The sequence below is a fragment of the Paraburkholderia sp. EB58 genome, from assembly GCF_050436665.1.
Lineage (GTDB): Bacteria > Pseudomonadota > Gammaproteobacteria > Burkholderiales > Burkholderiaceae > Paraburkholderia.
The window spans coordinates 144,930-158,187 of the sequence record NZ_JBNDMQ010000002.1 but is presented as its reverse complement, the minus strand read 5'-3'; the positions used below and the strand labels follow the sequence as shown (position 1 = coordinate 158,187).

Sequence of the window (13,258 nt, the reverse complement as noted above, 5' to 3'; positions counted from 1 at the left end):
GCGCTTTCGCAGGCAGCGGTAAGCGGTACGGTCGCGCGCTGTGGCATCGTCTTGCGCGCCGCCCTATCTAATGCTGATTGGTGAGCGCATCCAGATCCCGCGTCACCTCTTCCAGCACCGGCGTCCAGTCGCCGAACTGGCGTTGCCGGTACAGCGTCGCACTGGGATACCACGGGTTGTCGCGCCGCTCAAGCAGCCATGTCCAGTGTGGATTGACGTCGAGCAGCACCCAGGTGCGCTGACCGATTGCCCCACTCAGATGGGCGACCGACGTGCACACCGTAATCACCAGATCGAGCGCGCTGACGAAGGCTGCGGTGTCGTCGAAGCTCTTCAGCTCGGCGGTGTAGTCGGCCATCGGCAGGCCGGCTGTCTGCGCGGCGGCCACGTCTGCCGCGGCGCCCGGCTGCAGGGAGTAGAACGCCGCGCCGCCGACGCCGGCAAAGGTCGCTGCAAAGCGCTCCCAGCCCACCGCGCGAAACGGATTGCGCTGGTGATTGAGGCTGCCGGTCCACGCCAGTCCGACCTTGAGCCGCGTTTCTCCCGCGAGACGCGTACGCCAGGAAGCCGTAACGGCGGCATCCGGACGCAGATAGGGAACCGCGCCGGGAAGGGTGTCGTCGAGCGTGCCGAGCACGAGCGGCACGCTCATCAGCGGGATCTCGTAGTCGAACGGGGGCAGCGTCTCGATGCCGCCGCCCGCCGAGTAGCCGTCCACGTGGCTGCCGAGGCTGCGTACCAGCAGCGCTCCCATCTGCGGGAACGAGTTCCAGATGACACGGCCTCCTTGCGCATGGACGCGCTCCGCCAGCAGCGGGATAAACCGGCAGCACTGCAGCAGATCGCCCATGCCCTGTTCGCCCCAGACCAACAGCGTCTTGCCCGCGAGCGATTCGCCCTGCCACTGCGGCGCCGGCATCGCCGGCCGGTTGCCGCCCAGTTCCTGAGAGCCTTGCCAGCGCGCTTCGTGAGCGGGCCAGCCGTGTACGTAGTCGCCACGTACGAGGTGCAGCATCGCCAGGTTCGAGTGCATCGTAGGGTCGCCGGGCGCGCGCTCGCAGGCGGTCTGTGTAAGCTCGACGGCCTCGTCCCAGCGTTGCGCTTCCTTGAGCGCCAGCGCATAGTTGTTCAGCGCCAGGGGGCTGTCCGGCGCCAGTTCGATTGCGCGGGCGCCCGCTTCCAGCGCGCGCGGCAGGTTCATCGCGAAGCGGCTCGCCTGGGCGAGATTGGTCCAGGCGTTGCTGTCGAGCGGATCGGCTTTGAGCGTGCTTTCCAGCAACTCGACCTGCTCGGCCAGGTCGCCTCCCGTGAGCGAGAGCGCGCCGGCGAGGTTGGTGCGCAGCTGCGGCAACTGTGGATTCAGGGCGAGTGCATGACGATATGGCGCGAGGGCGTCGCGGTGCCGATTCGCCAACTGCAGCGCGTAGCCGAGGCGGAAGCTGGCGATGGCTTCATCGGGCCGCAGTTGCGCAATAATGGCGGCGAATGCGACGACGTCATGATGGCGGCGTTGCTCGAGCAGCGCGCCGGTGATGAGCCCGATCGTGTCATCGTCGACGGCTTGCAGGAGGGCTGCCGCCTCAAGCCAGATGGCGCGCGCTTCAGCCTGGTCATTTTGCTGCGCCAGCGCGGCACGCTGCAGGAAAGTCAGGAACGCGGGCCACACAGGGTGGCCAGGGTCGGAAATCATATGCGGCATGAATCGGTCCAGGCGGTGGCGCGGTTTTTTGTGAAGCGGTCGATGGTACCGTCGAACCCCAACGCAGTGTGTCGGACAACTCCGAACAGGTAAACTGGCGTCATGCATCGTATAACCAATACCGGCCGGGTCAACCTGGGACATCTGTTCTGGCTGCGCAGTCTCGCGATCATCGGCCAACTCGTGACCATTGCGGTCGTGCAGACCTTTGTGGGCGTGCACTTGCCGCTGCCCGCGATGTTGCTCGTCATCGGCCTCGAAATGGTCTTCAACGGCCTCACCTGGCTGCGCGTCTCGCGGCAGCGGCCCGAATCCAATCTCGAATTGTTCGGCCAACTATGGGTCGATCTCGGCGCATTGTCGGCACTATTGTTTCTCTCGGGCGGCACGACCAATCCGTTTGTTTCGCTTTACTTGCCCTCGCTGGCGATTGCGGCGGCCGTGTTGCCGTGGCACCTGATGTTGTGGCTCGCCGCATTCGCAGTGGCCTGCTACGCCGTACTCGGCTTCGATTCCGTGCCGTTGAATCTCGACAATCCCGCCAACCTCTTCGACTACTACCGCGCCGGGATGTGGGTGAATTTCACGGTGAGTGTCGGCCTGATTGCATGGTTCGTGGCGCGTATGTCACGTGCCCTGCGTCAGCGTGACGCAGCGCTCGGCGACGCGCAGCAGCGTTTGTTGCGCGACGAACGCGCGGTGGCCCTCGGCGTGCAGGCTGCGACAGTTGCACACGAAATCGGCACGCCGTTATCGACTATTGCCATGCTGTCTGAAGAGTTGCGCGATGCCGCGCGTACCGACAAAGGCCTGGCCCCCTACAGCGCCGATCTCGAATTGCTCGAGCAGCAGATGACGCTATGCACGTCGGCGCTCGCACGGTTGCGCTCTCGCGCATCGGCGCCGGGGAGCCGGCAGCCGGTCGGTGAATGGCTCGAGTCGTTCGCCCAGCAGTGGCGTCTGCGCCATCCGCACGTCAAGTTCGAGCGACTGGGCACGCCGCCCGCCGAGGCCGACCTTGACGATACGGTCGCAGTCAGCCAGATTCTCACGATCCTGCTGGACAATGCAGCGCGCGCGAGCCGCGATCACGTGACGCTTGCGGCCACGCTGTCGCAGCAGGGCGAGCGGATCGAATTTGAGGTTTGCGACGCAGGGCCAGGTATTCCGGCGTCGTTGCGCGGCTCGCTTGGGGCGATGCCGGTCGACAGTACGCAGGGTGGCCATGGCGTGGGGTTGTATCTGGCGTTCTCGGCGGCGGCACGGCTCGGCGGATCGATCGAGCTGACCGACGTCAAGGAGACCAGGCCGCGTGGCACGCGTGCGGTGCTGCGGCTACCCGTGGCGGGTCGACAATCATCCGGCGCGGGCCGTCAAGGCGCCGCGTCATCCAATACGGAGAAACAAGCATGAGCGACATGAATTTTCTGGTGATCGACGACGACGAAGTGTTCTCCGGCATCCTCGCGCGCGGTCTGACGCGGCGCGGCTATACGGTGGCCGAAGCGCACAACGCCGACGAGGCGATCAAGCTCGCGAATCAGCAGAAGTTCGGACAGATTACGGTGGACTTGCACCTGGGCAACGATTCGGGGCTCACGCTGGTAGCGCCGCTGCGCGAACTGCAACCCGACGCGCGGATGCTGGTGCTGACCGGTTATGCGAGCATCGCGACGGCCGTCCAGGCGGTCAAGGACGGTGCCGATAACTACCTAGCCAAGCCGGCTAACGTGGAAACGATTCTGTCGGCACTGCAAAATGAAGCGAGCGCGCTGCAGGCGGAAGAGGCCCTCGAGCATCCCACGCCGCTTTCGGTGGCGCGCCTTGAGTGGGAACACATCCAGCGTGTGCTGGCCGAGCACGGCGGCAATATATCCGCGACGGCTCGTGCCTTGAACATGCACCGGCGTACGTTGCAGCGCAAGCTGGCGAAACGGCCGGTGAAGCAGTAGCGCTGAGCCACAAGGCTTCAATGGAAAACGGGCGGTCTCTTGCGAGGCCGCCCGTTTTTTTGATCACAACACGTAACGATTGATCACAGCACGTAGCGCGACAGATCTTCGTCGTCCGCAACTTCGTTCAGCGCGCGGTCGACATACGCCGCATCGATCTTGACGTTAGTACCCGCGTGATTGCCGGCTGCAAACGACACTTCTTCGAGCAGCTTTTCGATCACCGTATACAGCCGGCGCGCACCGATATTCTCGGTCTTCTCGTTCACCGAGAACGCGATTTCCGCGAGGCGGCGAATGCCGTCGTCGCCGAAGTCGAGATGTACGTCTTCGGTCGCGAGCAATGCCTGGTATTGCTTCACGAGGCTCGCATCGGTGGAGACCAGAATCGATTCGAAATCGTTTACAGACAGCGAATCCAGTTCGACGCGAATCGGGAAACGGCCCTGCAGCTCGGGGATCAGATCGCTCGGCTTCGCGAGGTGGAACGCCCCGCTGGCGATAAACAGGATGTGATCGGTTTTGACCATGCCGTACTTGGTGTTGATCGTCGTGCCTTCGACGAGCGGCAGCAAATCGCGCTGCACACCCTGGCGAGACACCTCGCCGCCGCCGGCTTCGCTGCGCGAGGCGATCTTGTCGATCTCATCGAGGAACACAATGCCGTTCTGCTCGACGTTCTGCACCGCCTTGGTTTTCACTTCCTCGTCGTTGAGCATCTTCGACGCTTCTTCGTCGGTCAGCAGCTTCAACGCTTCCTTCACCTTCAGCTTGCGGCGCGTCTTCTTGCCGCCGCCGAGATTGGCGAACATCGAACGGATTTGCTCGGTCATGTCTTCCATGCCCGGCGGCCCCATGATGTCCATACCGACTTGCGGCTGCTCAACGTCGAGCTCGATTTCCTTGTCGTCGAGCAGGCCTTCGCGCAGACGCTTGCGGAAGGTCTGGCGAGTCGTGCTGCCTTCGTCTGCGGTGTCGGACGCGCCAAACCCGACCGGGCGCGCGCTCGGCAGCAGGATGTCGAGAATCCGGTCTTCGGCCTGATCTTCGGCCTTGGTGCGCACCTTGCGCATTTCGGTTTCGCGGGTCTGCTTGACCGAAATTTCGATCAGGTCGCGCACGATGCTATCCACATCGCGGCCAACGTAGCCCACTTCGGTGAACTTGGTGGCTTCGATCTTGATGAAAGGTGCGTCAGCGAGCTTGGCCAGCCGCCGGGCGATTTCCGTTTTGCCGACGCCCGTCGGTCCGATCATCAGAATGTTCTTCGGCGTGATTTCCTGGCGCAGCGGGTCGCCCACCTGCTGGCGGCGCCAGCGGTTGCGCAGTGCCACTGCGACCGCTTTCTTCGCACGGCCTTGGCCGATGATGTGCTTGTCGAGTTCCGAGACGATCTCGGCAGGGGTCATGGTGCTCATCGTGGGTCCTTACTCGATCGTCTCGATAACGCGGTTGTGATTCGTGTAGATGCACATGTCGCCGGCAATCTGCAGTGCCTTCTCGACGATCTCGCGCGGCGACAGTTCGGTGTTGTCGGCGAGCGCCTTGGCGGCCGCTTGCGCATACGCGCCGCCCGAGCCGATTGCGCAGATGCCGCCTTCCGGGTCCAGCACGTCGCCGTTGCCGGTAATGACGAGAGTGGTATGCGCGTCCGCGGCGATCAGCATGGCTTCGAGCCGGCGCAGCATGCGGTCGGTGCGCCAGTCTTTGGCGAGCTCGACGGCTGAGCGGGTCAGATTGCCCTGATGTTTTTCGAGCTTGGCTTCAAAACGATCGAGCAGCGAAAAGGCGTCCGCGGTGCCGCCGGCGAAACCGACCAGCACCTGGCCGTTATAGATGCGCCGGACCTTTTTGGCACCGCCCTTCATGACGATATTGCCCAGCGTGACCTGACCGTCGCCACCGAGGGCGACCTTGTCGCCGCGGCGCACTGAGACGATCGTCGTGCCGTGAAATTGCTCCATATGCGTTCCTTTTGCAAAACGGGTAGGACGCGGCAGCGCTTGTGCGCCATCGCGTCGATGCGTGGGGCGGCCTCGCGCGCTCGTGCAACGCATGTCCGGTTTATTTTAGGGCGTGCGCCGTCATATCAAGAGCTAGCCGGACGGCATAGGGCGGAAAAACGCCGGAAAAAAGCGGCAGAGACGGGCTAGGCCGCGGGGAACCCGAGCCGAGGCAATAGAAATGACTGTCCGCGCAGCGAGGGCGGCGCTCGGAACGGTAAAAGATACATGTGGCCGGCCGACAGGCGAATGGAGACACAGGGCGCCGGGCACGGCGACAAGTCGTGCGCAAAGAAAAAGGCGCACAGTTCACCGTGCGCCTCTCAACGAAGCAGCGTGTCAGGGCGGGCCTAAAGCCGCGCCGCAGGCGTTCAGTCGCCGAACAGCTTCTGGCGCAGTTCGCGGCGTTCCTGCGCTTCAAGCGACAGGGTAGCCGTGGGCCGGGCCAGCATACGCGGAATGCCGATCGGTTCGCCGGTTTCTTCGCACCAGCCATATTCGCCCGATTCGATGCGCGCGAGCGATTGCTGCACCTTCTTCAGCAGCTTGCGTTCGCGGTCGCGCGTGCGCAGTTCCAGCGCATGCTCTTCCTCGATCGTCGCGCGATCGGCCGGGTCCGGCACGATCACGGTTTCGCGCAGGTTTTCGGTCGTCTGGCCGGCATTGCGGAGAATCTCCGCCTGCAGCTGTTCAAGCTTGTTCTTGAAGAAAGCGAGCTGATCCTCATTCATGTAATCCTTGTCGCTCATCTTCAGGATTTCGGCTTCGGTCAAGAGTCGTTTCGTCGTCATCTGGCTTGCTTCTTCAATGTGAGGCAAAACTCGTACAAGTTGCCCGCACTTTCGTGTTGCCCGCAAAGGCGCGTCAAAACGCTCAACGAGCGCCGGCGAACACGGACGGTGGGCTGTCGTGACGCCGAAGCGCCGGATGCGGGGCCGAACTCCTCTGGAAACGATCTTCAAATGCTCCTGAGGCATTGCTTACCAGCGGCGCGCCTTTCGAGGCGGTGGGCCAGCCAGCTTGTCGGCGTGCTGCTCCCCGGACAAGATTTTCCGGCGCCGTGTCAGGCCCGGCGCGGGTTACGCGCTGACCGGGCAATCGTTCTCATTCTCCAGTGGGCTCGTATTGTAACTGAATCACAATCCGCCACCGCAACCGGGATTATTCCGGACCGCGGCACCCCAATATCCTGAAAATATAACGCGCGAACGGCCAAAAAGCGATGGCCTTGCACGATTCCTGCAACAGGGTTTTCACGCGTTTTTCACCGGTTGCGTGCCTCCCGGGTCCTTTTGGGCAGAAACGCGCGCTTTTTGAGCCTCCAGCATTCCGCATTCCCGCCCGTATTCATCACCCCGTCGCCGCTCCGCTTAGACCAGACAGGCGGTCAGGCCGTCCGTAATCAGGTCTTGCGGCAGCTCGATGCCGATAAATACCATCTTGCTGTTTTTCTTCTCGACCGGCTGCCATTTGGCTGCCAGATCGCTGCCCATCATCTGATGTACGCCCTGGAACACCACCTTGCGGTCGACGCCCTTCATGTACAGCACGCCCTTATAGCGCAGCAGCCGTTCGCCGTAGATCTGCAGGATGCCGCCAAGGAAGTCCTCGAGCTTGTTCGGATCGAACGGGCGCTCGCTGCGGAACACGAACGATTTGATCTTGTCGTCGTGATGCGCGTGGTGGTGATGGCCATGGTCGTGGCCTTCGTGGTCACAGTGGCCATGATCGTGGTCGCAATTCGCGTGATCATCTCGAGTATGGCCGTGCTCGTCATGCGCATGGGCGTGGCTGTGTGCATGCTCGTCCTCGACGAGGAAGTCCGGATCGATTTCAAGCTTCGAGTTCAGGTTGAAGCCGCGCAGGTCGAAGATTTCCTTGATGTCCGCTTCGCCGAAATTCACGATCTTGATCGCTGCCCGCGGGTTCATGTGCAGCAGGCGATGGCGAAGCCCGTCCAGCGTGGCTTCGTCGACCAGATCGGCCTTGGTGATGAACAGGCGATCGGCGAAACCGACCTGGCGCTGCACCACTTCGTGCTCGTCGAGCTGGTGGTTGGCGTGCTTGGCGTCGACCAATGTGATGATTGCGTCGAGCAGGAATTCGTCGGCGATCTCGTTATCCATAAAGAACGTCTGCGCGACCGGGCCCGGATTCGCGAGACCCGTGGTTTCGATCACGACGCGGTCGAAATCCAGTTCGCCGGCGACCTTTTTCGCCGCCAGATCGCTGAGCACGCGCGCCAGGTCGCCGCGGATCGTGCAGCAGATACAGCCGTTGCTCATCTGGATGATCTGCTCGTTTGCGTCCTGCACAAGAATCTCATTGTCGATGTTCTCTTCGCCGAATTCGTTCTCGATCACGGCGATCTTCATACCGTGCTTTTCGTTCAGGATGCGCTTGAGCAGCGTGGTTTTGCCGCTGCCGAGGAAGCCGGTCAGGATAGTGACGGGAATCATGGTGGTCGCCTGTTTGTGCGTGAATCTGTGCGTGAATCGGAATGCCTGGATCGAAGGCGGTGGACAGGTGCCGCGCCGTTCGAGCTGGTCGGTTATTGAAACATATCTGTCAAGCCCCTGCAGCCGACGGGCCGTCAGCCCGCCCGCCGCGCAGCAAATACCCTGAAACTATGGGCGATCAGGCGATTTGCAACAATACGCCTTTCAGATACTCGCCCTCCGGGAAGGCGGTGAGCAGCGGATGGTCGACGCCTGCCCCGAGGCGCTTGAGGATGCGGGCGTCGACGCGCGCATCGGCCGCCGCGCCGGCGACGATCTTCTGGAACAGTTCGGCGTCGATGGCGCCCGAGCACGAGTAGGTGAACAGCAGGCCGCCCGGGCGCAGCAGCTTGAGCCCGGTCAGGTTGATGTCCTTGTAGGCCCGCGCGGCGCGGTCCACGTGTTCGCGCGACGGCGCGAATTTGGGCGGATCGAGCACGATCAGGTCGAAGCGCTCGCCTTCTTCATGCAGCCGGCGCAGCGTCTTGAACGCGTCGGCGTCGAGCCAGGCGGCGCGGGAGGCGTCGAAGCCGTTGGCGGCGACGTTCTGTTGCGCGAGTGCCAGCGCCTCGCCGGATGAGTCGATCGAGACCACCTGTCTTGCTCCGCCCTTGAGCGCCGCGAGCGAGAAGCCGCCGGTGTAGCAGAAGCAGTTCAGCACGTCGCGGTCCTGGGCGAGCTGCTGCACAAGGGCCCGGTTGTCGCGCTGATCGACGTAAAAGCCGGTCTTGTGGCCGTTACGCACGTCGACGTGGTAGCGCACGCCGTTTTCGCTGGCAATCAGCGGGTCGGACGGCGGCTCGCCCGCCAGCACGCCGGTGATCTGTTCCAAACCTTCCTTTTCGCGGATCGACACGTCGGAGCGCTCGTAGACGTTCGGGCAGCCGGTTGCGGCGGTCAGCGCCGCGACGATCGCCTCTTTCCAGGCTTCGACCCCAGCGGCCATGAACTGGCAGACGAGCTGGCTGCGCTGCCCGGCGTCGTCGGCGACGTAGTGATCGACGATCAGGCCCGGCAGGCCGTCCGCCTCGCCGAAAATCAGGCGCACGGCGCCGGTGTTATGCACCATCGCCTGACGGTGCTCGATGGCGCGCTGCACGCGGCGCTTGAAGAACGCGTGGTCGATCGGTTCGGCCTCGTCGAAGCTCCAGACGCGTGCGCGGATCTGCGAATGCGGACTGTAGGCGGCGCGCGCCAGAAAGCGGCCGTCGTGCGAGCGCACCAGCACCGTCGCGCCGGCGGCCGGCTTGCCGTCGACGCGGTCGATGGCGGTCGCGTAGACCCACGGATGGCGGCGCAGCAGCGACTTTTCTTTCGACGGTTTGAGCGTAACGGTATTCATGACTTCGTGAGGTATTCAGCAGAACAATAGGCCGCGCAAAGCGGTGAAACTGGAGACAGCAGGCGTCGTCCGCCTCAAAAGTGGTCGTCTCAGTCGCGTTTTTTGGCGCGCGGATGCGCCTGATCGTAGACGTGCGCCAGGTGCTGGAAATCGAGCGCGGTGTACACCTGCGTGGCGGTGATGCTGGCGTGGCCAAGCAGTTCCTGTACGGCGCGCAGGTCACCGCTCGATTGCAGGACGTGGGTGGCAAACGAGTGCCGCAGCACGTGCGGATGGACGTTGGCGGGAATGCCGGCGACCAGAGCCATGCGCTTGACGCGGTCGCGCACGACGTTCGGCGACATCCGGTTGCCGCGCGCCGACAGAAACAGCGGATGCGGGTCGTGCTTCACGAACTCGCCGCGCACCGCGAGCCACGCATTGAGCGCATCGAGCGCCTTGCTGCCGACCGGCACGATGCGGCGCCGGTTGCCCTTGCCGAGCACTTCGACCTCGGCCGAATCGAGCTTGAGCCAGCCGGCAGAACGGTAGCCGTCGGCGTCGGCGAAGCGGGCGTCGAGCCCGACCAGTTCGGCGAGACGCAGGCCGGACGAATAGAACAGTTCGAGGATCGCGTGGTCGCGCAGCCCTTCTGCTGTGCCGGCGGCGGGCGCTTCCATCAGCCGGTTGGCATCGTCGACCGAGAGCGCCTTGGGCAGCGTTTTCGCCTGTTTTGGCGCGCGCACCGTCGCGACCGGGTTGGCCGGCAAATCGACCCGCCCGGCGAGCCAGCGGTAAAAGGCTCGCCATGCCGACAGCCGGTGACTGATCGAGCGTGCCGTCATGCCGGCCGCGTGGGCCCTTGAAACCGCACCGCGGATGTCGATCGCGGTCAGGCTCTCGAGCGGCCGGCCTTTGGCCAGCAGCTTCAGTTCGCTCAGCTCATGCGTATAGCCGCGCAGCGTATGCGCCGACAGCCGCCGCTCGTGCTCGAGATTCGACAGGTAGTCGGCGATCGGGTCGGCGGCGGTCACGGTGGCGGGGCGGCGGGTGGCGGCGCGGGTGGCGGATCAGCTCAGCGCGGCAGCAAGCGGCTGAGCGCCGCGCTGACGAGGGCGCCGATCTGCGTCAGGAAGTCGGTCGCCATGCCGTCGTGGAAGCGCCGCGGGTCGGACGAGCCCATCACCAGCAAGCCGAAGGTCGGCGCGTCTTCGTTGCCCTCAGGGTCGCGCAGCGCGAGCAACGCGATCGATTCGGTTGCATGCCCAGCTTCCTGCGCGCTGTCTCCTTCGGCGGGCACCGCGGTGACCGCCGGCGCGAGCCATTGGGCCGCCTCGAAGCCGGAATTGGCGCCGCAATACGGCGTAGTGAGGCTGGTCGCGAAGATGCGCACTTCCTCGCCGACGTGACGTGCGAAGTCGGCCTGGGTGTACGGCTCGGCGACGTCCCACACTCGCAGTGCCGCCTGCGGCACGTCGAACACATCGCGCAGGCCGTTCGCAATCGTGCGCGGCAGCGCGTACGGATCGCGCTCGGCCATCACACGGGTGGTCCAGCGGCTGAACTTCGACGCAATGCTGTCGTTCTCGTGCCCATAGCGCAGCAGTTCGGCGAGGCGCCGTTCCAGATGCTTGTTCTTCTCGCGCAGCATTTCCATCTGCCGTTCCTGCAGCGAGACCGCGGCTTTGCCGTGCGGATTCGCGAGCTTGATGGTCGCGAGCATTTCCGCGTGTTCCGCGAAGAATTCGGGGTTGGCGAGCAGGTATTCAGCGACTTCGCGATCGTTCATGGTTTCGGCTAAAGGACTACGCCCTCACTCGGGCGCATCGGTCAATGGGGTCAGTCGGCTACTTGTCTGGTCAGGTATGGGCCAAACAGCGGGCGAGGCATTGGGCCGCTCAGTCGGCCAGTTCGATTTCACCTTCGAAGACGGTCGCAGCGGGGCCGGCCATCAGGAGCGGGGCATTAGCGTGTTCGCCATTCCAGGAAATCGTCAGCGCGCCGCCATGGGTGTGCACCTTCACCGGCGAATCGAGCAGCCCGCGGCGGATCCCGGCTGCGACCGCCGCGCAGGCGCCTGTGCCGCATGCCAGCGTCTCGCCGGCGCCGCGCTCGTAGACGCGCAGTTTGATCTCGTTGCGCGTGACGATCTGCATGAAGCCAGCGTTCACGCGTTGCACAAAGCGCGGATGCAGCTCGATCACCGGGCCGTCGACGAGCACCGGATACGCCTCGACGTCGTCGACGATCTGCACGGCGTGCGGGTTGCCCATCGAGACGACCGAAATCCAGCGCGTCACGCCATTCACCTCGAGCGGCCAGAGGGTGTCGTCACCCTCGCGGCGGCCTTCGAGGCCGCTTGCATCGAACGGCGCGCGGGCCGGTTCGAACACGGGCACGCCCATATCCACCGTGACTTCGCCGTTATCCTGCATGGTCAGCGTGATGACGCCGTTTTGCACCTCGACGCGCACGCTGCGCTTGTCGGTCAGCCGCGTGTCGCGCACGAACTTGACGAAGCAGCGCGCGCCGTTGCCGCAGTGCTCGACCTCGCCGCCGTCGCAATTGAAAATGCGATATCTGAAATCCACACCCTCGACAGTGGGCTTTTCGACCAGCAGGAGCTGATCGGCGCCGACGCCGAAATGCCGGTCGGCGAGCGCGCGCACTTGCTCAGCGCTCAGGTTGAGCGGCTGCGTAAAGCCGTCGAGCACGACGAAGTCGTTACCCGCGCCGTGCATCTTGGTGAATTTCAGTTTCATGCCGCTATTGTAAGTGACGCACGCAGACGTGCGCCGAACGCCGTTTTCATTGCGTCGCGATTCCCGATTGTGCGGGGCCCGACGCTTGTCCTGCCCGGCTCTCAGGCTTCATTCAATACACGCTCGGAACGCCGGGCGGCCGCGTCTTGAAGCGCTTGTGCACCCAATAATACTGTTCTGGCATCAGGGGAATCTGCTCTTCCAGGAAGGCATTCATGCGGCGTGCGTCGGCCTCGTCGTCGCCGGTAGGGTAGTTCTCCCATGGCTTGAACACCTTGAGACGGTAGCCCTTGTAGTTCGGCAGCACCTCGCCGATGAACGGCACCACCTGCGCCTGCCCGACCTTGGCGAGTCGACCGACCGCGGTCAGCGTGCAGGTCGGCACGCCGAAAAACGGCACGAAGGTTGAATTGCGCATGCCGTAGTCCATATCGGCACCGAGCATCACCGGCTTTTTGTCGCGCAGCCAGCGCAGCACGATGCGTGCGCTGTCGGCGCGGCTTGCCATGTCCGCGCCGAAACGGGCGCGCGCCGCCTTCGCGACTTCCTCGAGTTCCGGATTGGACATTGGCTGATACAGCGAGCCGCACTGCCGCTTCAAGGAATAGTTGAGGAAGATCGAACCCGCCTCGATACCCACAAAGTGAAAGCCTAGAAACAACGTGGGCGGCAGGTTGGGATCGGTGAGATCGATCGCGCTGTCGAGCTGGATCAGCTGTTCGAGCTTCTTTGCCGAGCCGAACCACTGCACGCTGCGCTCCAGATAGCTGCGGATGGCGTGGCGGAAGTGCTTCTGCGCGACGTCTTCACGGCGCTCGTCGCTCCACTCGGGGAAGCACAGCTTCAGGTTGATATGGACGATTCGCTTGCGCCGGCTGGGGATCTGATAGAGCAGCCAGCCGAGGCCGTCGCCAATGCGGGCGACGAGGCCGTAGGGCAAAAGTGCAAACAGTTTCAGCAGTCCGATGGCGAGTTTGGCTCCGAAGCGGCTCAGCATGTCGCCGCTCCGCGGCGGGCACCTGA

Annotated in this window: 12 protein-coding genes; 2 read left to right on the top strand and 10 right to left on the bottom strand. The window is 63.8% G+C overall.

Going from position 1 to position 13,258, the window contains the following annotated elements; translation table 11 throughout:
• Positions 1–67 precede the first annotated feature (67 nt).
• Positions 68–1,699 (bottom strand): tetratricopeptide repeat protein, encoded by a 1,632-nt coding sequence (locus P3T40_RS03335; RefSeq protein WP_429266260.1) that lies wholly within the window; start codon positions 1,697–1,699, stop codon positions 68–70.
• A 102-nt stretch (positions 1,700–1,801) separates the two neighbouring features.
• On the opposite strand from P3T40_RS03335, the gene P3T40_RS03330 reads away from it, so the two are divergent.
• Positions 1,802–3,112 (top strand): ATP-binding protein, encoded by a 1,311-nt coding sequence (locus P3T40_RS03330; RefSeq protein WP_429266259.1) that lies wholly within the window; start codon positions 1,802–1,804, stop codon positions 3,110–3,112.
• A complete protein-coding gene (locus P3T40_RS03325; RefSeq protein WP_429266258.1) occupies positions 3,109–3,651 on the top strand; it encodes a response regulator transcription factor in 543 nt (180 codons plus the stop codon). The genes P3T40_RS03330 and P3T40_RS03325 overlap by 4 nt, the downstream gene beginning before the upstream one ends.
• Positions 3,652–3,734: 83 nt before the next feature.
• On the opposite strand, the gene hslU is transcribed toward P3T40_RS03325, so the two are convergent.
• From hslU to P3T40_RS03280, 9 genes are all read right to left on the bottom strand, one after another.
• Entirely contained in the window at positions 3,735–5,069 is a 1,335-nt protein-coding gene (gene hslU, locus P3T40_RS03320; RefSeq protein ID WP_429266257.1) for an ATP-dependent protease ATPase subunit HslU, read from the bottom strand.
• A 9-nt stretch (positions 5,070–5,078) separates the two neighbouring features.
• Positions 5,079–5,615: an ATP-dependent protease subunit HslV gene (hslV, locus tag P3T40_RS03315; RefSeq protein WP_429266256.1), complete on the bottom strand. Its 537-nt coding sequence runs from the start codon at positions 5,613–5,615 to the stop codon at positions 5,079–5,081.
• A gap of 410 nt (positions 5,616–6,025) precedes the next feature.
• The gene (dksA, locus tag P3T40_RS03310; RefSeq protein ID WP_090680821.1) at positions 6,026–6,445 is read right to left on the bottom strand and encodes an RNA polymerase-binding protein DksA; all 420 of its coding nucleotides are present in this window, start codon (positions 6,443–6,445) and stop codon (positions 6,026–6,028) included.
• 579 nt (positions 6,446–7,024) lie between these two features.
• Entirely contained in the window at positions 7,025–8,113 is a 1,089-nt protein-coding gene (locus P3T40_RS03305; RefSeq protein WP_429266255.1) for a CobW family GTP-binding protein, read from the bottom strand.
• Positions 8,114–8,291: 178 nt separating this feature from the next.
• Entirely contained in the window at positions 8,292–9,494 is a 1,203-nt protein-coding gene (locus tag P3T40_RS03300) for a class I SAM-dependent rRNA methyltransferase (RefSeq protein WP_429266254.1), read from the bottom strand.
• Between the two features lie 89 nt (positions 9,495–9,583).
• Positions 9,584–10,507: a tyrosine recombinase XerC gene (gene xerC / locus P3T40_RS03295; RefSeq protein ID WP_429266253.1), complete on the bottom strand. Its 924-nt coding sequence runs from the start codon at positions 10,505–10,507 to the stop codon at positions 9,584–9,586.
• A 41-nt stretch (positions 10,508–10,548) separates the two neighbouring features.
• Complete coding sequence (locus P3T40_RS03290) at positions 10,549–11,262, bottom strand: DUF484 family protein (RefSeq protein WP_429266252.1); 714 nt, start codon at positions 11,260–11,262, stop codon at positions 10,549–10,551.
• Positions 11,263–11,371: 109 nt separating this feature from the next.
• Complete coding sequence (dapF, locus tag P3T40_RS03285; RefSeq protein WP_429266251.1) at positions 11,372–12,235, bottom strand: diaminopimelate epimerase; 864 nt, start codon at positions 12,233–12,235, stop codon at positions 11,372–11,374.
• A gap of 112 nt (positions 12,236–12,347) precedes the next feature.
• Positions 12,348–13,232, bottom strand: a complete 885-nt coding sequence (locus P3T40_RS03280; protein WP_429266250.1) for a lipid A biosynthesis lauroyl acyltransferase — start codon at positions 13,230–13,232, stop codon at positions 12,348–12,350.
• Positions 13,233–13,258 lie beyond the last annotated feature (26 nt).